This is a genomic window from Vibrio sp. LQ2 (assembly GCF_023920125.1).
Lineage (GTDB): Bacteria > Pseudomonadota > Gammaproteobacteria > Enterobacterales > Vibrionaceae > Vibrio > Vibrio fluvialis.
This window is the reverse complement of sequence record NZ_CP085308.1, coordinates 3,794,014-3,813,416: the sequence shown is the minus strand read 5'-3', so window position 1 is coordinate 3,813,416 and position 19,403 is coordinate 3,794,014. Positions and strand designations below refer to the sequence as shown.

General features: G+C 49.2%; 17 protein-coding genes. 10 read left to right on the top strand and 7 right to left on the bottom strand.

The features are described from left to right. Positions 1-51: 51 nt before the first annotated feature. A complete protein-coding gene (gene folE, locus LGV68_RS17690) occupies positions 52-705 on the bottom strand; it encodes a GTP cyclohydrolase I FolE (protein ID WP_020328693.1) in 654 nt (217 codons plus the stop codon). A 150-nt stretch (positions 706-855) separates the two neighbouring features. Here folE and moeA point away from each other — a divergent pair, with 150 nt between their 5' ends. The 3 genes from moeA (at position 856) to LGV68_RS17675 (ending at position 3,775) form a co-directional block, all read left to right on the top strand. Continuing rightward, positions 856-2,091 carry a molybdopterin molybdotransferase MoeA gene (gene moeA, locus LGV68_RS17685; RefSeq protein WP_202660749.1) on the top strand — a complete coding sequence of 412 codons (1,236 nt, stop codon included), beginning with the start codon at positions 856-858 and terminating at the stop codon, positions 2,089-2,091. 8 nt (positions 2,092-2,099) lie between these two features. Further along, positions 2,100-2,852, top strand: a complete 753-nt coding sequence (gene moeB / locus LGV68_RS17680) for a molybdopterin-synthase adenylyltransferase MoeB (protein WP_252535755.1) — start codon at positions 2,100-2,102, stop codon at positions 2,850-2,852. Positions 2,853-2,944: 92 nt separating this feature from the next. Beyond that, positions 2,945-3,775: a sulfurtransferase gene (locus LGV68_RS17675; protein WP_252535753.1), complete on the top strand. Its 831-nt coding sequence runs from the start codon at positions 2,945-2,947 to the stop codon at positions 3,773-3,775. A gap of 71 nt (positions 3,776-3,846) precedes the next feature. Here the strand turns inward: LGV68_RS17675 and LGV68_RS17670 are convergent, their stop codons facing one another. Continuing rightward, positions 3,847-4,836: a sugar-binding transcriptional regulator gene (locus tag LGV68_RS17670; protein ID WP_020328697.1), complete on the bottom strand. Its 990-nt coding sequence runs from the start codon at positions 4,834-4,836 to the stop codon at positions 3,847-3,849. A 452-nt stretch (positions 4,837-5,288) separates the two neighbouring features. Between LGV68_RS17670 and tal the strand changes: the two genes are divergently transcribed. After that, positions 5,289-6,239: a transaldolase gene (gene tal, locus LGV68_RS17665; protein ID WP_020328698.1), complete on the top strand. Its 951-nt coding sequence runs from the start codon at positions 5,289-5,291 to the stop codon at positions 6,237-6,239. Positions 6,240-6,346: 107 nt separating this feature from the next. After that, positions 6,347-8,338, top strand: coding sequence for a transketolase (gene tkt / locus LGV68_RS17660; RefSeq protein WP_158129265.1), 1,992 nt, complete (start codon positions 6,347-6,349; stop codon positions 8,336-8,338). 63 nt (positions 8,339-8,401) lie between these two features. On the opposite strand, the gene LGV68_RS17655 is transcribed toward tkt, so the two are convergent. Both LGV68_RS17655 and LGV68_RS17650 read right to left on the bottom strand, forming a co-directional pair. After that, positions 8,402-9,964, bottom strand: a complete 1,563-nt coding sequence (locus tag LGV68_RS17655) for a PAS domain-containing methyl-accepting chemotaxis protein (protein WP_222807049.1) — start codon at positions 9,962-9,964, stop codon at positions 8,402-8,404. 199 nt (positions 9,965-10,163) lie between these two features. Beyond that, the gene (locus LGV68_RS17650) at positions 10,164-10,778 is read right to left on the bottom strand and encodes an OmpA family protein (RefSeq protein ID WP_024375611.1); all 615 of its coding nucleotides are present in this window, start codon (positions 10,776-10,778) and stop codon (positions 10,164-10,166) included. Positions 10,779-10,930: 152 nt separating this feature from the next. Between LGV68_RS17650 and LGV68_RS17645 the strand changes: the two genes are divergently transcribed. Together LGV68_RS17645 and LGV68_RS17640 are read left to right on the top strand one after the other, a co-directional pair. Further along, a complete protein-coding gene (locus LGV68_RS17645; protein WP_158129267.1) occupies positions 10,931-11,557 on the top strand; it encodes a thiol:disulfide interchange protein DsbA/DsbL in 627 nt (208 codons plus the stop codon). A 15-nt stretch (positions 11,558-11,572) separates the two neighbouring features. Further along, positions 11,573-12,046 carry an FKBP-type peptidyl-prolyl cis-trans isomerase gene (locus tag LGV68_RS17640; protein WP_024375634.1) on the top strand — a complete coding sequence of 158 codons (474 nt, stop codon included), beginning with the start codon at positions 11,573-11,575 and terminating at the stop codon, positions 12,044-12,046. Between the two features lie 63 nt (positions 12,047-12,109). Here the strand turns inward: LGV68_RS17640 and LGV68_RS17635 are convergent, their stop codons facing one another. Next, the gene (locus LGV68_RS17635) at positions 12,110-12,703 is read right to left on the bottom strand and encodes a beta-phosphoglucomutase family hydrolase (RefSeq protein WP_047462903.1); all 594 of its coding nucleotides are present in this window, start codon (positions 12,701-12,703) and stop codon (positions 12,110-12,112) included. Between the two features lie 140 nt (positions 12,704-12,843). Here LGV68_RS17635 and LGV68_RS17630 point away from each other — a divergent pair, with 140 nt between their 5' ends. Further along, on the top strand, positions 12,844-14,604 hold the full coding sequence (locus tag LGV68_RS17630) for a methyl-accepting chemotaxis protein (protein WP_199464677.1): 1,761 nt from the start codon (positions 12,844-12,846) through the stop codon (positions 14,602-14,604). A 48-nt stretch (positions 14,605-14,652) separates the two neighbouring features. On the opposite strand, the gene LGV68_RS17625 is transcribed toward LGV68_RS17630, so the two are convergent. Both LGV68_RS17625 and LGV68_RS17620 read right to left on the bottom strand, forming a co-directional pair. Further along, the gene (locus LGV68_RS17625) at positions 14,653-15,822 is read right to left on the bottom strand and encodes an MFS transporter (RefSeq protein WP_202643892.1); all 1,170 of its coding nucleotides are present in this window, start codon (positions 15,820-15,822) and stop codon (positions 14,653-14,655) included. Between the two features lie 90 nt (positions 15,823-15,912). Beyond that, positions 15,913-16,443: a GNAT family N-acetyltransferase gene (locus LGV68_RS17620; protein ID WP_202643893.1), complete on the bottom strand. Its 531-nt coding sequence runs from the start codon at positions 16,441-16,443 to the stop codon at positions 15,913-15,915. Between the two features lie 164 nt (positions 16,444-16,607). Between LGV68_RS17620 and LGV68_RS17615 the strand changes: the two genes are divergently transcribed. Then, positions 16,608-17,729 carry a fatty acid desaturase gene (locus tag LGV68_RS17615; protein ID WP_252535751.1) on the top strand — a complete coding sequence of 374 codons (1,122 nt, stop codon included), beginning with the start codon at positions 16,608-16,610 and terminating at the stop codon, positions 17,727-17,729. A gap of 295 nt (positions 17,730-18,024) precedes the next feature. Beyond that, positions 18,025-19,392 carry an anaerobic C4-dicarboxylate transporter DcuC gene (dcuC, locus tag LGV68_RS17610; RefSeq protein WP_020332420.1) on the top strand — a complete coding sequence of 456 codons (1,368 nt, stop codon included), beginning with the start codon at positions 18,025-18,027 and terminating at the stop codon, positions 19,390-19,392. Positions 19,393-19,403: the final 11 nt, after the last annotated feature.

Below are 19,403 nucleotides of genomic sequence, written 5' to 3'. Positions count from 1 at the left end.
GACAAAAAAAGGACATCCTCGGATGTCCTTTTTCATTGAATATTCGTGTAGTTAGCGCAAACCGTGCAGAAATTCAGCGCGGGTGGCGGGGTTGGACTTAAAAATACCACCTAGCGCCGTGGTTGTGGTTTCGCTGGTTGCATCCATCACACCACGTGATTTCACGCAGTAGTGAGTTGCATCGATGGTGACTGCCACGTCTTCTGATTCCAACAGGGTTTGCAGCGCAACCAGAATTTGTTGCGTCATACGTTCTTGCACCTGTGGGCGCTGCGCAAAAAAGCGCACAATGCGGTTAATTTTCGACAGGCCGATAATCTTGCCACGCGGAATATATGCCACCGCCGCTTTCCCATCGATAGTCACCAAGTGGTGCTCACAGGTACTGGTCACGGTAATATCTTTAACACGCACCATTTCGCTCACGTTCATCTTGTTTTCGATGACCGTGATTTTCGGGAAGTTTTGGTAATCCAGACCCGAGAAGATCTCATCAACATACATCTTAGAGATTCGGTGCGGGGTTTCTTCAAGGCTATCGTCAGTGAGGTCCAGTCCTAGGAGAGTCAGAATTTCACGCATGTGGTGTTCAATTCGTTCTTTTTTCTCATCTCGACTGATCGTGTTTGGTTGCATTGGCGTTTCCAAACCACGACGTTCCAGCGCATCTTTTACTAACTTCGCGGATTCGCTCAGACCTGACATTACCTTACCTCGTATTTAACCCTTTCGGATGGCTGACAAGGATACTCGGATTTTTTAATAATTACACCCATATTTTATTGGTGGACATTATTGCCACCGGGCTTTGTATGCTAAAGTACTTCTCAAAAATGAAGACCATAGGATTTCATCATGGGCTGTTGTGACGCTCCTGGCTTAATGCCAATTGAAGACGCGCTGGATAAAATGCTCTCGCGCATCACTCCGATTCAAACCACACTGACTCTTCCCCTTGCCGACGCACTCGGTTTTGTCCTTGCTGAAGATATTCTCTCCCCGATTAACGTGCCGCCATTTGATAACTCCGCGATGGATGGCTATGCCGTGCGCCGTGCCGAACTTGCGACCGCGACGCCACTGTCGGTTGCAGGCAAATCGTTTGCAGGCCAACCCTTTGACGGCGAATGGCCAGCAATGAGCTGTGTGCGCATTATGACCGGTGCAAAAATTCCGGACGGTTGCGATGCAGTGATCATGCAAGAGCAAGCCACGGTGTCGGAGCAAGGCGTCACATTCAGCCACACCGACGTCAAACTGAACGACAACATTCGGCCGACCGGTGACGACATTCACCAAGGCGATGTGGTGTTGAGTAAAGGCGCGCGTCTCACGCCCCGTGACATTCCGATGATCGCCACACTTGGCGTGGCTAATGTAACCGTTTATCGCAAACCGAAAGTGGCATTTTTCTCAACCGGTGACGAGCTGAAACCGCTGGGTCAACCGCTGGATGCAGGCCAGATCTACGACAGCAACCGTTACGGCATTAAGCCGCTGATTGAAAACTTCGGCTGCGAAGCGATTGACCTTGGCATCATTCCTGACTGCCCAGAGACGTTAAAAGCCACGTTTGAGAAAGCCCAAAGCCTGGCGGATGTGGTGGTCACTTCCGGCGGCGTGAGCGTGGGCGAAGCGGACTATACCAAAGATATTCTGGAACAGTTGGGTCAAATCGGGTTCTGGAAACTGGCAATTAAACCGGGGAAACCGTTCGCGTTTGGCGAACTGGAAAACGCTTGGTTCTGCGGCCTGCCGGGTAACCCGGTCTCCGCGGTTCTGACTATGTACGTTCTGGTGCAACCAATGCTGGCAAAACTGTCTGGCCACACTGAATGGACAGCACCTGAGTCAATTCCGGCCATCACCCGCACCACCTTCAAAAAAGTCCCGGGACGCACCGATTACCAACGCGGCATTTACCGCATCGAAAACGGTCAGTTCGTAGTTGAAACCACTGGAAACCAAAGCTCCGGCGCATTCCGCTCGATGAGCTTGGCGAACTGTTTTGTGGTGCTCGAACGCGAGCGCGGCCGAGTCGAAGCTGGCGAAACCGTCAACATTCAGCTATTCAACGCAACCTTATACTAGGAGTTCGTGTGGATATTCTCAGCGACTCAGAAATGCTGCGTTACAACCGTCAAATCATTCTCAAACAGTTTGATTTTGATGGTCAGGAAGCGCTGAAACAGAGTGCCGTATTGATCCTCGGTGCAGGCGGTTTGGGCTGTGCGTCCAGCCAATATCTGGCCACAGCGGGTGTGGGAAAGATCACGCTGATTGACGATGACACCGTGGAGCTCTCTAACCTACAGCGCCAGGTATTGCACCATGATGCCAATATCGGCGAGCTTAAAGTGGCATCAGCGGCCCAATCGCTGCAAGAACTCAACCCGCACATTGCCATTGAAACCGTCGCCAAGCGCCTGAGCGACAACGAACTGGAAGCCCTGATTGAACAACATTCATTAGTTTTGGATGCCTCAGATAACGTCGATACGCGTAATCAGTTGAATCGCTTGTGCTTTAAAACCAAAACCCCACTGGTTTCCGGCGCGGCGATTCGTATGGAAGGCCAAGTGAGCGTGTTTACTTACCAAAGCGAAGACGAACCGTGTTACCAATGCCTGAGCGCCCTGTTTGGCAACGCCGCATTAAGCTGCGTGGAAGCTGGCGTCATGGCGCCCGTGGTTGGCATCATTGGCGCCGTGCAAGCGATGGAAGCGATCAAAGTATTGGCCAATTACGGCACACCGATTCGCGGTAAAATTCTGATGTTAGATGCCATGAGCATGTCTTGGCGTGAAATGAAACTGATGAAGCTGCCCACCTGTCCGGTGTGCCACCCCTAATCCACAGGCGCAATGAAGCGCCTGTTTTTATTTGGATTCTTAGCCAGAATTGAGTAACGTAGCTCAATACCCCCAACACAGGATGAAGTGGAATGTCGCCATTAGTAAGCCCAGCTTGGCTCGCAGAAAAACAAAACGATCCGCGCTTAGTCGTGCTCGACGCCAGCATTGATTTTCAAATTCCGAGCGAAACCGAAAAAGACAAAGTCAATAATATTCCCGGCGCACGCCGTTTCGATTATGACGGCGTGTTTTGCGACACCGAATGCGACCTTCCCCACATGATGCCCACTGAAGCACGCTTTAATGAACTGGCGCAGCAACTGGGACTCAATCAAGATTCCATTGTTGTGGTGTACGACAACAGCGGTACGTTTGCATCGCCTCGTGCGTGGTGGATGTTTAAAGCATTTGGGCACAGCGACGTCTACATTCTCGATGGCGGGCTGACTGAATGGAAAGCCCAAGGTTACACTGTCACACAAAATTACGATGATTCATACGCGCCCGGTAACTTTGCCGGTACGCTCGACCCGCGTTTTTTTGTCGATGCGAACTACGTGTTAAATAAAATCAATGACAACAGCAGCCTGACCGTTGATGCGCGCTCCAAAGCCCGTTTCCTGGCGCAAGTAGCAGAACCACGCGCGGGTGTGCGCAGCGGCCATATTCCCGGCTCCTGCTGCCTGCCCTTTGCTGAGCTGATGAACGACCATAAAATGAAATCACCGACGGATCTTAAACCGATTTTGCAACAAGCGCTCATTCGCCCAGCCGATGAGTATCTGTTCAGCTGCGGATCCGGCGTCACCGCCTGTATCGTGTTGCTGGCTGCCACATTATGCGACTATCAGAATCTGGCGGTCTACGACGGTTCTTGGACGGAATGGGGTCAGCGCCACGACTTACCGATTGAGAAGTAACTTCTCAAACAGCAAAAAGGCCACGTTAAGTGGCCTTTTTAATTTCATTTCGCGACCAATATACCAGCGCGCTACTGAGCATCTCGCATCTGTTCATCTAAGTTGAGCACCGTCAGCGCGTTGGTCACGCTGGTCGCTATCACATCGATGGCACCAGTGCGCAGTGCACCAAGCAGTGCCAGCGGCTTGCTGTTCTCGGCCGCAATCGCGATCACTTCAGCAATGCGGCGAAACTCTTCAATGCCCAGACCAATCACGCGATCGCTCATCACGGTGTTGGCAATCTCGCCATGCACATTAAAGAAGTCGTACCCGGCGAAATCACCGACCACGCCTTGCTGCAAACGCGACTGCACCACTTCATCCGGCGTAAACCAGCCCAAATCGACCATGTAGCTGTTTTCACTCATGTCGCCGATACCGACCAACGCGATGTCTGCTTTGCGCGCCAGATCGAGCGTTTGCTTGACGGTGGCGTTTTGCATGAAGGCCAGTTTCTGCGCGCGGTTCTCGGCATACGCCGGCGCATACAAGGTTTCTGAGGTGCCACCGTACTTCTTCGCCATCTGACGGCAAATGTGGTCGGCGTTAAACATACCGCCACGTGGGTGAATGCCGCCAATACTGCAAACGAACTTACAGTCACGCGGCGTAATCACGCCGACATGATGCGCTACCGACGACACATTGCGCCCTTGACCGACACTGACCACCATGCCGTTCTTCAGGGTGCTGGAGAGATAATTCGACACCAATCCCGATACTTGTTGGCGCTGCAACTCTTCGTTCGGTTGGTCAAGCGCCACCAGCGCTCGTTTCACCCCAAAGCGTTCGATCAAACGTTGCTCAATCTTGGCACTGAACACCGGGTGATATTTAACGGTGATCTCGACAATGCCTTCATCACGCGCCTGTTTCAGCATTCGGCCCACTTTGGCACGCGAAATGGCAAACTTCTTGGAAATTTCTTCCTGAGTTGCCCCATCCTGATAGTAGGCAACGGAAATCTCCGTCAGCAAATCGGTGCTTTCCACCGAGATATCTTGGTTAGAACCGCTCATGTTACGCTCTCACTCACTACTTTGCTCAGCATAGTATCCAATACTGAGCATCTGCTCATTGACGTAGCATATGTTATAGCGCCAATTGAATGCAACATTTGCTCACTTGGATGACATTTTCTCACCTCGTATTTTGACGGCATTTTTACTTTGCAACGCTAGGCATGACTTAGGCAAACGTTTCTTTATTTGTCTCGGCTGACGTCGGATAAAATTAGTGAGTAAAAGTCGGCATAAAGGGCAAATCACGATTGACTTTCAGCATAGATAAGATAAATATGGGTACATCATTTACTCAACGAACGAGCAAATGTTCACTACAGTTGCTCGGTCGCTGAAAAACATTGTGTTAGTCATAAGCAGGCTTGTCATTGCATGACAATTCGCTTAACTAACCTGCATGCCAATGCCCAGCGAATCGCTGGCCTAGCCCAAAGAATAGGACGATCGAAATGAGCAACAAATTAGAGCAACTACGTAAACTTACAACTGTTGTGGCTGACACTGGTGAAATTGATGCAATCAAAAAATACCAGCCAGAAGATGCAACAACGAACCCTTCTCTAATTCTTAAAGCCGCTCAAATTGCAGAATATGCTCCACTGATCGATCAAGCGATCGAATACGCGAAATCACAGACCAGCGATAAAGCAGAACAAGTTCAAGAAGCGTGTGACATGCTAGCGGTAAACATCGGTAAAGAAATCCTGAAAACTATCCCAGGCCGTATCTCGACTGAAGTTGATGCACGTCTGTCTTACGACACTGAAGGCAGCATCGTTAAAGCTCGCAAACTGATCAAAATGTACAACGATGCAGGCATCTCAAACGACCGCATTCTGATCAAACTGGCGTCAACTTGGGAAGGCATCCGCGCGGCAGAAGTGCTGGAGAAAGAAGGCATCAACTGTAACCTGACTCTGCTGTTCTCTTTCGCGCAAGCTCGTGCTTGTGCTGAAGCTGGCGTGTTCCTGATTTCACCATTCGTTGGCCGCATCATGGACTGGTACAAAGCAAAAGAAGGTCGTGACTTCGAAGCTCAGGAAGATCCAGGCGTACTGTCAGTATCTAAAATCTACAACTACTACAAACAGCACGGTTACAAAACTGTGGTGATGGGCGCAAGCTTCCGTAACATCGGCGAGATTCTGGAACTGGCTGGCTGTGACCGCCTGACTATCGCACCTTCACTACTGGCTGAACTGGAAGCGGCTGAAGGCGAAGTGGTTGAGAAACTGGTTGATTCTAACGGTACACAAGAGCGTCCAGCAGCGATGACTCATTCTGAGTTCCTGTGGGAACACAACTTGGATGCAATGGCGGTAGAAAAACTGGCTGAAGGTATCCGTAACTTCGCAGTAGACCAGGGCAAACTGGAAACGATGATCGAAGCGAAACTTTAATCGCTCAACAACTTCCCGCCGAGGGAAATCAAATTCAAGGGGGAGCGCCCGCTTCCCCTTTTAGTTTCGACTATAACTTTTAAATCCTAACGATTACGGAATCTATTATGAACCGCAAACAACTGGCTAACGCAATCCGTGCACTGAGCATGGACGGTGTACAAAAAGCTAACTCTGGCCACCCGGGCGCACCAATGGGTATGGCTGACATCGCTGAAGTGCTTTGGCGCAGTCACTTGAACCACAACCCACAAAACCCGAACTGGGCAGACCGCGACCGTTTCGTACTGTCCAACGGCCACGGCTCAATGCTGATTTACTCTCTGCTGCACCTGAGCGGTTACGAGCTGTCGATTGACGATCTGAAAAACTTCCGTCAACTGCACTCAAAAACCCCAGGCCACCCTGAGTACGGTTACGCACCTGGCATCGAGACCACCACTGGTCCTCTGGGCCAAGGTGTCACCAACGCAGTAGGTATGGCGATTGCAGAAAAAGCACTGGCAGCGCAGTTCAATAAACCTGGCCACGATATTGTTGACCACTTCACTTACGTGTTCCTGGGCGACGGCTGTCTGATGGAAGGCATCTCGCACGAAGCGTGTTCACTGGCTGGCACTCTGGGCCTCGGCAAACTGATCGCTTTCTGGGATGACAACGGCATCTCGATCGACGGTCACGTGGAAGGCTGGTTCTCAGACGACACTCCAAAACGCTTTGAAGCTTACGGTTGGCATGTGATTCCAGCGGTTGACGGTCACGATTCAGACGCGATCAACGCAGCGATTGAAGCGGCAAAAGCCGATCCTCGTCCAACACTGATCTGCACCAAAACCATCATCGGTTTCGGCTCGCCAAACAAAGCCGGCTCACACGATTGTCACGGTGCTCCTCTGGGCGCTGACGAAATCAAAGCTGCGCGTGAATTCCTGGGTTGGGAATACGCACCATTTGAAATCCCGGCAGACATCTACGCTGAGTGGGATGCCAAAGAAGCAGGCGCAGCCAAAGAAGCCGCATGGGATGAGAAATTTGCCGCATACGCAGCCGCTTACCCAGCAGAAGCTGCAGAATACAAACGTCGTGTAGCGGGTGAACTGCCAGTCAACTGGGAAGAAGCCACCAGCGCTATCATCGCAGAACTGCAAGCGAACCCAGCGAACATTGCGTCACGTAAAGCATCGCAAAACGCGCTGGAAGCATTTGGTAAACTGCTGCCAGAATTCATGGGCGGCTCAGCGGACCTGGCACCTTCTAACCTGACCATGTGGTCTGGCTCGAAGTCTCTGGAAGCGAGCGATTTCTCAGGCAACTACATCCACTACGGTGTACGTGAATTTGGTATGACTGCCATCATGAACGGTATCGCGCTGCACGGCGGTTTCGTGCCTTACGGCGCGACCTTCCTGATGTTCATGGAATACGCGCGTAACGCGATGCGTATGGCCGCGCTGATGAAGATTCAGAACATCCAGGTCTATACGCACGACTCGATTGGTCTGGGTGAAGATGGTCCGACTCACCAACCGGTTGAGCAAATGGCTTCTTTGCGCCTGACACCAAACATGAACACTTGGCGTCCATGTGACCAGGTAGAATCGGCGGTGGCTTGGAAACTGGCTATCGAGCGTAAAGACGCGCCAACCGCGCTGATCTTCTCGCGTCAAAACCTTGCGCAGCAACCGCGTGATGCAGAGCAACTGGCCAACATCGCTAAAGGCGGCTACATCCTGAAAGATTGTGCAGGCAAACCTGAGCTTATCCTGATTGCCACCGGCTCTGAAGTTGAGCTGGCTGTGGAAGCGGCAGCGCAACTGACTGCTGAAGGCAAGCAAGTGCGCGTAGTGTCGATGCCATCTACGGATGCATTCGACAAACAAGACGCTGCATACCGTGAATCCGTGCTGCCAGCAGACGTGACCGCTCGTATCGCTATCGAAGCCGGCATTGCAGACTTCTGGTACAAGTACGTTGGCTTTGGCGGTCGCATCATCGGCATGACCAGCTTCGGCGAATCGGCACCAGCCGGCGAGCTGTTCAAACTGTTCGGCTTCACCACTGAAAACGTGGTGAACACAGCCAAAGAACTGCTGGCATAAGCACGTTTCTTAAGCTGAACGCCAAGTAAAAAGCCCCGCTCAATGAGCGGGGCTTTTTTATCATTATTTTTCTTCAAACCGCTTGGCAAGCTGCCTGAAATCATCCACTCGCGCGTTCATGTCTCTACTGTATTCTTCAACCATATTGGTAGCAGCCAGATTCTGAGTGGCCATTGAGGCAATCGAATGGACATGTTGGTTCACTTCACTGGTCAGTTCACGTTGCGCTGTTGCCGATTTAGCCATGTCGCCAACGATGTTGTGCATATCCAGCAGCAGTTGTTCTACTTCGTATAAACGAGTCGCACTTTCCTGAGCGACTTCACCGCACGCCTGCGTCTGCTGTTGGCTATCGATGATTTCACTTTGCCACGATTCAATCGTACTCAGCATCTTATCAATGCTGGCCTGAATCTGATGCGTAGCTTTCTGAGTACGGCCGGACAGTGCACGAACCTCATCGGCTACCACCGCAAAACCACGCCCCTGTTCGCCCGCTCGCGCAGCCTCAATTGCGGCGTTGAGCGCTAACAGATTGGTTTGGTCGGCGATGCCACCAATCTCTTCCATCATCTGGCTGACATGCTGCGCCTGATCATTTAGCGCATAGGTAGTGCTGGTTGCACGTTCCGCTTGATCGCACAGTGCTTCAAGATTGTGGTGCGTTTGATCAATGCTTTGCTTGGTTTTCAGGCATTGCGATTTCGCTTTGTCGATCAGTTCATACGCTGTCTGTGTGTTGCTCGAGACTGAATCGGCAGCCGCTTCCACCGCATCGGTTGCCTGCATCACACTGCGAATATCCTGATTCTGTTGTTTGAGCGCCTGTACCACTTCTGCGCTGGTCTCATTGAGTTTTGCCGACATCTCACGCAGCGGTCGCGCTGAATCCACCATACGACCGAGAACTGTACGAATACGTGCCGAAGCCATTTTCAGGTGGTAGTCCGCAACGGAAAACGCGCTGTTACCCGAATAGATCAAGCGACTGATACTGTCATATTGTGACTGCAACTGCCCTAAATGTTTCGGTGTATCAATCAGTTCCTGACGGAACAACAAAGCCAATGAAGCGGCAGGCAATAAGCTCGCCAATAGCTGCATATTTCCGCTAAGCGACAGGAAATGCGCCGCTGCTGGGGCTGCAAGAGAGCCCAGCAGAATTGCATAGCGAACTGATGCGGAAATACTCAGAGAAAACTGACGGCCTTTCTGCTCGGCATCACGCAGCGCTTTATACGCTTTAGTTGCTATGTCTACCCATTGACGCTGCGCTTTGACTCGTACCGATTGATAACCGCACATTTTACCGTCTTCATAGATAGGCGTGACATACGCGTCTACCCAGTAGTGACCATTGGTTTTGGTTCGGTTTTTTACGATGCCGCGCCAAGCGTGACCTTGTTTGAGGTTTTTCCACATGTCAGCAAACGCCGCTTTCGGCATATCGACATGACGGACAATATTGTGGTTTTGACCAAGAAGCTCGTGTTCCTGAAACCCTGCAACACGACAAAACGTCTCGTTGCAGTATGTAATGACACCTTTAAGATCCGTGGTTGAGACCAGTTGATCGTGTTCGCCAACAGGAACTTCTTGTTGCATAGATGATTGAGTGGCTGACATATTTTCTTAATAGTTGTTATAAATTTTGGGGTGATTGTATACATAAATCCCCCTTGTGTTTCCATACAATGTACCGATAAAACATCATAACCGTGAGTGCCATCAATATCCTTTGGGGTTATATGGATAAAAAACATCCCAACCGAGGCTGGGATGTGATTGAAAGCAGATTAGGTTTGAAAATTCGGTACGGCTTTGTTCAGTTGTTTGACACAATAAACAGCAGTTCAACACGGCGGTTACAGGCTCTGCCCGCTGTCGTGCGGTTGGTGCATGCCGGGACATATTCGCCATACCCACGGGTGTAAATCGCATCGCGTGATACATTCTTCTGGATCAGGGTGTTTTTCACCATCTGGGCACGTTTGACCGACAGCGAATCATTAAATTTAGGCTTGCCTGTATTGTCAGTGTGCCCGTCAATCACGACATCAATGCCGTGCTCGCGTGACAGGAAACTGCCCATCACATTCAACCAGTAAGCTGAATCTTGAGAGACGTTTGAAGACCCCGTATCGAATTTGACGGTGTTTTTCAATTTCACCATCACATGATTGCCCGGCATCACTTCATAGTCGATCCCGTTGTCCAGCAGGAAACGCTGTAACGAATCGTAACTTGAGGTTCTGGTTTGCCCCATCGGACCATGAACACCAGCAGCCACTGGCGCAGGAGTGTTTCCCCAGTCCGGATAAATCACGTCGAAATCACCCTTCGGCGCAGTATCGAGCATGTTGTTGCCCATCATCTGCATCGGAGACATGGAACCACAACCGGTCAACAGCAATAATACGGAAAGCGCGATAATTCTCATGTAACCATCATCCATTCTTCAAACTACTCTCTAGTTATCGGCAGATGAGCGAAAACTTTATGGCGAATTGGTAACAAAACCCTTTTTCTCTGTTTGCCTCACAATTTGAACCCGCTAAAATCAGGGTATTCGTATTCAACTCTTGGTTTTCAATGAAAAAGTTCATTAAACACACTCTTGGCATTATGGCTGCGTTGTTGGTTCTGGCTGGCTGTAGTGACAACTCGACTCCCAAAGAAGGCGTTCAATATCAGGCTCTGCCAGTTAACCTGGCCACTTACCGCCTCGCTCCCGTTACGGAAGTCTTCTCCTTGACCTGTGGCCACTGCCGCAGCATGGAAGATGTGATCCCTGAATTGGAAAAAATGGTGGGGCAGCAGTTTGGTCGCGTCCATGTGACGTTTAACCAAGGCGCGCAGATTGGCGCGATGTTCTTCTACAGTGCGGTGATGCAGTTGGGCCACAATCCCGACCATGACATGATGCAAGAGTTGTTCGCCGCGGTGCAAATGGCTGAGGGCAGCACACTGACCGATCAGAAAAATGCTATCGATAAAGCTTTCCACGACCGTAACCTAGTAAGCCCGTACGAATTTGATGAAGCGCAGCAGAAACAGTTGTTTGTTCTGATCAAAACCGCTGACGAAATTTCGCAAAAAGGCCAGATCAACTCTGTACCTACCTTTGTCATCAATGGCAAATATATGGTACTGACAGCCGGTCATGAAAATGCCGAAGGCATTGGCAAAACCATCTCCTATCTACTAACCCAACCTTAATTGAGTGTTCCGACCATGTATAAAATTGTGTTACCCATTGTTGTCTTTGTGCTGGCAGCTCTCTTCATTTATCGCACCTGGAATAATCATAAAGCGGCAGAGCAAAACATCGCAGAAGGACAAGCGTTCATGATCGAGAACGCAAAGAAACCTGACATTCAAACCACAGAGAGTGGTTTGCAGTATGAAGTTTTAGAACCAGGCACCGGAACTGAACATCCAAAAGCAAACAGCCGGGTAAAAGTTCATTACGAAGGACGTCTGCTTGATGGCACCGTGTTTGACAGTTCATACCAACGTAACGAGCCTATCGTATTTGGCTTGAATCAGGTAATCAAAGGTTGGCAAGAAGGTGTGCAACTGATGACCGTTGGTGAGAAAGTTCGTCTCTATATTCCTTCGAACCTCGGTTACGGCAAAAATGGCGCGGGTCCGATTCCACCGTCAGCTACCTTGATTTTTGAAGTAGAACTGCTGGAAATTCAGTAAATTTGCACTGAATGAGGATAAAAAAAGAGCTGCTTTGGCAGCTCTTTTTCATTGGCGATATCGTTATGGCAGCGGGAAAAACTTTAATCCCTCTTCGGTTACCATGATGCAATCCATTCCACCTGCATGCGCTGCTTGCTTACCCAGCTCGGTATCTTCAAACACCACACAATCATTCGGCGTTAAACCAATCAGCTCACACGCACGCAGAAATGTTTCAGGATGTGGCTTATGGTTCTCAACGTCAGTGGCCGTCACCACCGCATCCAGCTTATCCAGCACGCCAACGCGTGTTAGCAATTTCTCGGCACTCTGACGTTGACTACCGGTTCCGATGGCCAGTTTTTTACTGCCCAGAAAGCGCTGAAAAACCGCAAACGTATCGGGAATCAGGTCACTTTTCTCATCCATTGCAGCGAAGGCTTTCATTTTGTATTCAGCCACATCTTGCGGAATCAAATCGATGCCAAATTTCTGGTTAATCTCGCCGACAATTTTAAAACTCGGCATACCGCCCAAACTATTCAGCCAAGTGGCTTCAAACGGAAAGTCGTAAAATTTTGCGGTTGCACGCCAAGCTTCGATATGCGCAGGCATGGTATCAATCAATGTGCCATCCATATCGAAAATCAGCCCTTTATAGCGCTCTAAGTTCATAAAAACTCCATATGACTGTGCTAATGATGGAATCAGTCTTACAAACCCATTCTATTGTTTATTGCTGGCGATGCAATTGCCATCTAAACTTCACACATAATAATTACATCTATCAATATATCTCATTCATTGGTCTACATATGAATATTAAACAGAAGCTATACTTGCTTGGTTTTATCGCCGTAATGGGCATTATCTCATTGGTGATCACCACAACACACTTTGCTCGTCAAACCAACGAGCTGTCGTCCGCAATCGGTTTGGTAGAGAAGTTAGAAATTCGCCTTCTCAATCTGCGCCGGAATGAAAAAGACTTTTTGCTACGTAAAGACGCCAAATATCTGGACACCTTCAAACAAAACAGCGAGCTGTTCCTTTCTATGGAAAGCCAGCTTTCAACCATCTTAACCAATCACAATCTGGCGTCTTCTGCAGCATTAAAAGCGGATCTGCTGAAGTATAAACAAGGTTTTGAGCAATTGGTCGGCGCTTATCAGGTACTGGGATTAAGCGACGGTGATGCGTTGTTGGCGAAATATCATGCCCTGCTGGCACAAGCTGAAAATGGGTCGGATGCCGAAACGCTGCTGGCTCTGGCCAACTTTGATGAAGCGGTGAAAGCAGGCAAAATGCTCGACATGCCCGTGCTTTCTCAATATTCCGCTCTGGTACAAGCCGCCCGAGGGGTCATCGAGCAGGAAAAGTTGATCGGCCTAGCCTATAACGAAGGTTACCTTGGCAATACTCGCAGCTTGTCACATAACGTTGAAGAGCAGTTTAAAACCTTCTCGGAAACGCTGACGGCTGAAGTCAGCAAAATGCGCAGCGAACTGGATGTGATTAAGCAGATTGTGACTGTCATCGTCGTGATTGTGATCCTCGGTTTCATCTGGCAGATTTCACGCTCTATCAATCTTCAGGTACAACGACTGTTACAAGTCATGCAGAACATTGCCAGCACTAACAACGTTGGACTAAGAACCGATTTACAAGGGCGCGATGAACTCACTTCTATTGGCACCTACTTCAACCAACTGTTGGATAAGTTCGAACACTTGATCTCGGGATCACAAGCTAAGTCACATCAGCTGACCAGCAGTACGACCAGCATGCATAACGAGCTTGAGGAAGTGATTAACCAGTTCCATGTTCAAGCCGATCACACCACCATGATGGCCACGTCTGTGCAAGAAATGGTTGCCACCATTGGCGAGATTTCAGAAAGCACCAATGTGGCGGTAGAAGGTGTTCAGCAGGCGGTAAGAAATGCAGAGAATGGACGCAGCGTTGTCGAGTCGACGTTGAAGAATATTGACCAGCTTTCTACCACTCTGCAATCAAGCCAACAATCGATCGCTTCACTCAATGATCACGTGGAAAAAATTGGCGGTGCGGTCACCATCATTCAAAGCATCGCTGAACAGACGAACTTACTGGCACTGAATGCGGCCATCGAAGCGGCACGAGCAGGCGAACAAGGCCGAGGATTTGCGGTAGTGGCGGACGAAGTTCGTTCCCTGGCGACACGCACTCATCAATCGACCGAGGAGATCACGAAAGTGGTCTCTGCGATTCAGGCACAAATGAGTTTGGTGATCAGCGACATCGACCAGTGCAATTCGCAGGGCCAGGAAACGCTGCACGCTTCGCACCAGCTTGATGAGAGCCTGCGCCAGATCATCACTGACATGTCGACGATTCAGGCCAACTCCGAACGTATAGCGTCAGCCATTGAGGAACAAGGGATTGTGATGAATCAGGTGAGCGGTTCGATTGCAGAGCTCAATACTATCTCTGAAAACAACATGCATTCTGCTCAGGAAGTGTTGTCAGAAGTCGACAGTGTTTCACAACAAGCCCGGCAAATGGATGAAGCGGTATCTGAGTTTCAGACTCGCTAATGTCAGCTTGATAGCGCGCACAAAAAAGCCCGGATTAACCGGGCTTTTTTAATTGATGACCAACCGACTCTTTTTTGCCTGAAAAGCGAAGATACCAATCACAATCAGTACGAAAGGCAGCACGTAAATATTCAACGCTTGCCAGCCAACGGTAGATTCAAGCCAACCAGAAAGCAGCGCAGTCATGGTCACACAACTGAACACGGAAAACTCATTAAACGCCTGTGCTTTGGGTTTGTTGTGTTCCTGATAAGACTGACTAAACAAACCCGTCGCCGCAATAAACATAAAGTTCCAGCCAACGCCAAGTAGCACCAGAGCCGCACGGAAATGCCAGATGGACTGACCGTGGATATTGATGGTCACACACAATATAAACAGCAAGCCGCCGGCCAATATCATGCGTTGCGGACCAAACTTTTCAATTAGACGCCCCGTAAAGAACGCCGGAACGAACATGCCCAGCACATGCCATTCAATGACCCCAGCCGCTTTAGTGAAATCAAAACCACAACCAATCATCGCCAGCGGTGTTGCGGTCATCAGAATATTCATCACCGCATAAGAGACCATGGCAGCAAAGACGGACTCTTTGAAATTGGTCCCTTTGGCAATCACCGACAACTTATCCGTCGCTGGCTGGCTATCATGGCGAACAGGTTTGGGAAACTGAATTGTCTGCAGCAAGGTCAGCGCCAACAGATTAAGGCCAATCAGCGCGGCGAAAGCACCAATGTACAAACCGCCCTCGCTCCAACGTTGAGAATAGATGGCAAGATTCGGCCCCAATACCGCAGCCAGCACACCGCCAGCCATCGACACCGAAATTGCTCTGTGACGCAGATGGGCATCGCACACTTCAATCGCCGCAAAACGATACAGAGTGCCAAAGCCAATGCCGATCCCCAACAGGAAAGTCGCAGTACAAAATAGCCAAAATGACTGGTGATACAGTGCGTAAGTGGCGAGAGACGCGCCGATAATTCCCACGCTGTTACCGATACTAAATCCCAGACGGCGCCCCAGCCTGCCCATGATCAGCGACGCGGGAATAGTGGCCGACATTAAGCCGAGAAATTGGAGAGCGACTGGCAGTGTAATCATACTGCTGCTCGGCGCAATTACCTTACCAATCAGACCAATCACAGAGATTAACAGTATGTTGCCGGTCATCAGCAGCGCCTGACAGAGCGACAAAAGCCACACGTTGCGGTTCATTACTTATCCTTTTCATTTGAATGTGGTTACTACAACAGAATGCTCTAATCTATTCAACGCCAAGAAAAAAAGGGCTATTCGCCCTTTCCTTTATTCCATCGCCGCCATCAGCGCCTTGGGTGTTTTCCAGCTATATACCCGCTCAGGGACATCAACGCCTCCCGGCGCGTGCCACATCTTTTCCGTCAGCAGTTCACCACCAATGTGATCGTAAAAATCGATGGCTTGTTGGTTTTTCTCCAGCACTTCAAGGTAAACACCGTTGTCCGGGAAATAACGCTCAATCCAAGTTGCCATCTCTTTTACCAGCAAACGGCCTAAACCACGCCCCTGGTTTTTAGGGTCAATATGCAGGGATTCGATAATTGTGCCTTTTTCAAAATCATGATTGCCGAACGCACAAATAAAACCACACAGCACGCCACCCTCTTCAATGAGCAGAATATGTTGATTAAAAGGTGGGTTGGTCAAACGCGTTTGCCAGATCAACAAACGGTCTTGCAGCGCCTCGTTGGCGAGATAATCCTTGTCCAAAATGTCAGCGTAATTGATCTGCCAGCTTAGTGCGTGCAGATGGGCAATTCGCTCAAAATCGCTATATTCAGCTACCTTAATTTCCATTTAATAGTCCTTATAACTTCCTGTAAGGATTTTTAACCACTCTTCATACTATGCATTTAGAGTTGAAAAGCAAAACATCCTGATCACAATTCAGTTAAACATATTTGACTTACACATGTTCGCTGATATTCTGGCGCACAGTTGTAAGCTTAAAGGGTCTTTAAATGGCAAATAAACCGCCTTTGATTTGGTTGAATATTACGATTTTCGCCGTCAGCTTTGTTCTGGCCGCTGTTGTCGCGCCTTGGTATGGCTGGCAATTTGGTTATGGATGGGAACACCTGATTTGGCTGATTGTCTGCTTCTCGTTCTGCAACTTGTCGATCACGACGGGTTATCACCGCCTGTGGTCACACAAAGCTTTTGAGGCTCACTGGTTGGTTCGCCTATTGTGCGCGCTTGGCGGCGCATTTGCGGTACAAAACAGCGCACTGCATTGGGCATCCGATCACCGTGTTCACCATAAGTTTGTCGATCAGAACGACAAAGATCCTTACTCTGCCAAACGCGGATTTTGGTTTTCGCATATGGGATGGATGCTGAGAAACTACAACTCGGTGACCTACGACGACTACAGCAACTGTCGCGATCTACATAAAGACAAGATTGTCATGTGGCAACATCGCTTCTACGTACCACTTGCGCTAATCATGAACTTTGGTGTGCCTATCGCTCTGGGCTGGTACCACAACGATATCTGGGGAATGTTGCTGATCGTCGGTGCCGTCCGTCTGGTACTCAATCACCACACCACCTTCTTTATTAACTCGCTGGCGCACATCTGGGGTAAACAGCCTTACACCAACAAGAACACTGCGCGCGATAACGGTATTCTGGCCTTTTTCACCTTCGGTGAAGGCTACCACAATTACCATCACATCTTTGAAAATGACTATCGCAACGGCATTTACTGGTGGCAATACGATCCAACCAAGTGGTTGATAAAAAGCTGTGCTTGGCTTGGTCTGGCGAAGAAACTACGCACCGCTCCCGCTATCAAGATAGAGAAAGCGCGGGCGGAGATGAGCCTGAAATACGCCGCTGAACGTGTCGCTCATCTGCCAAACCATCTGGTGATACTGGCGAACGTTCAAGCCGAATTTGACGCTTTCATTCACGAATTGCACAACTACTACGATGTGAAAAAGCAACTGCTGGAAAGCAAGAAAAATTCGGCACTTAAGCGTTACGAACATTCAGTGCTTAAAGCTCGTTATCAATCTGTGAAATCTGAGTTTCTTGAAAAAAGGCAGCGTTGGCAGCAAACGATTGCTCAATACGCTTAAATATCTACAATCGTGAAAAAGTGACGTTTAAACGTCACTTTTTTTATACCTCCTCGTTTCACATTAGAAATTTCAATCCATTTAATAACACTGGATAATGCATTTAACACGGCATTTACCTCTAAAATATATTTATTTCAATAGGATTTTACTCCGCAAAACTAATTAATAGTTTTGTTTGTTTTAGATCATGAGAAACTCAAGTTGACCTCGTGCTACAAGTCAGTTTTCAGTAAATTCAGCTCATACCTTGAAATACTTTTTGACAACTTAAAATATTTAACTGGAGACAACTATGCTCGAGCTCTTAATCGGCTTAGTCGTTACGATTGCAGTGGGTTACTTCATCGTAAAAGGCTATAAACCAGCGGGTGTACTGCTAACAGCAGGGATTGTGCTATTGCTACTGACTGGCGTACTTGGCCATTCGGTGTTGCCTGCAAAAATGACATCCACGGGTAACATGGTGACCGACTCGCTGGAATACGTGAAATACATGCTGCAAAACCGTGGCGGCGGTCTGGGTATGCAAATCATGCTGTTGTGTGGTTTTGCGTCTTATATGACTCACATCGGTGCCAACAATGTGGTGGTAAAACAGTTTTCTAAGCCGCTGTCAGTCATCAACTCGCCTTACATTTTGTTGGTTGCGGCTTATATCGTTGCCTGTTTGATGTCACTGGCGGTGAGCTCAGCTACCGGCCTTGGCGTTCTGTTGATGGCAACCCTGTTCCCGATGATGACAGCAATGGGTATCTCTCGTCCTGCTGCAGTAGCTGTGTGTGCGTCGCCAGCAGCAATCATCCTGTCGCCAACGTCAGGTGACGTCGTGATTGCAGCCGAAAAATCCGGCCTGCCGCTGCACGTTTTTGCCGTTGAAACAGTTCTGCCAGTCTCTATCTGTGCGATCATCGTGATGGCTGTCGCCGCGTTTTTCTGGAACAAATATCTGGATAAGAAAGACAACACACCGATGGAACGCGTTGATGTATCAGCGATTGAAGTAAAAGCCCCTGCCTACTACGCAGCGCTGCCTTTCCTGCCTATCATCGGTGTCTTCCTATTCAACGGTGAAACGATTAAAGGTCTGTATCTGGATATCTACACCATTGTCGTTCTGTCCATTTTTATTGGTGCACTGGTAGATTTCGTCACCAAACGATTCAAAGGGAAAGAAACACTGGAAGACTTAGAATCTTGCTACGAAGGTATGGCTGAGGCATTCAAAGGCGTGGTGATGTTGTTGGTAGCCGCGGGTGTATTCGCTCAGGGCCTGATGTCGATTGGCGCTATCGATAACCTGCTGCATCTGGCAGAGACTGCTGGCGCAGGTGGTATGGCACTGATGCTGATCCTGACTGGCCTGACGGTTGCCGCAGCGATTGCAACGGGTTCTGGTAACGCACCTTTCTACGCGTTTGTTGAACTGGCACCGTCTCTGGCAGCGAAAATGGGCATCAACCCAGCATTCCTAATCATTCCAATGCTGCAAGCATCTAATCTGGGCCGTACCATTTCTCCGGTTTCAGGCGTAGTCGTTGCCACAGCTGGTATGGGCCACATCAGCCCGTTTGAAGTCGTAAAACGTACTTCTGTACCCGTACTGGCAGGCCTAGTTACTGTTATTATCGGTACCATGGTTCTGGTTCCGATGTACAACTGATAATCTGTTTA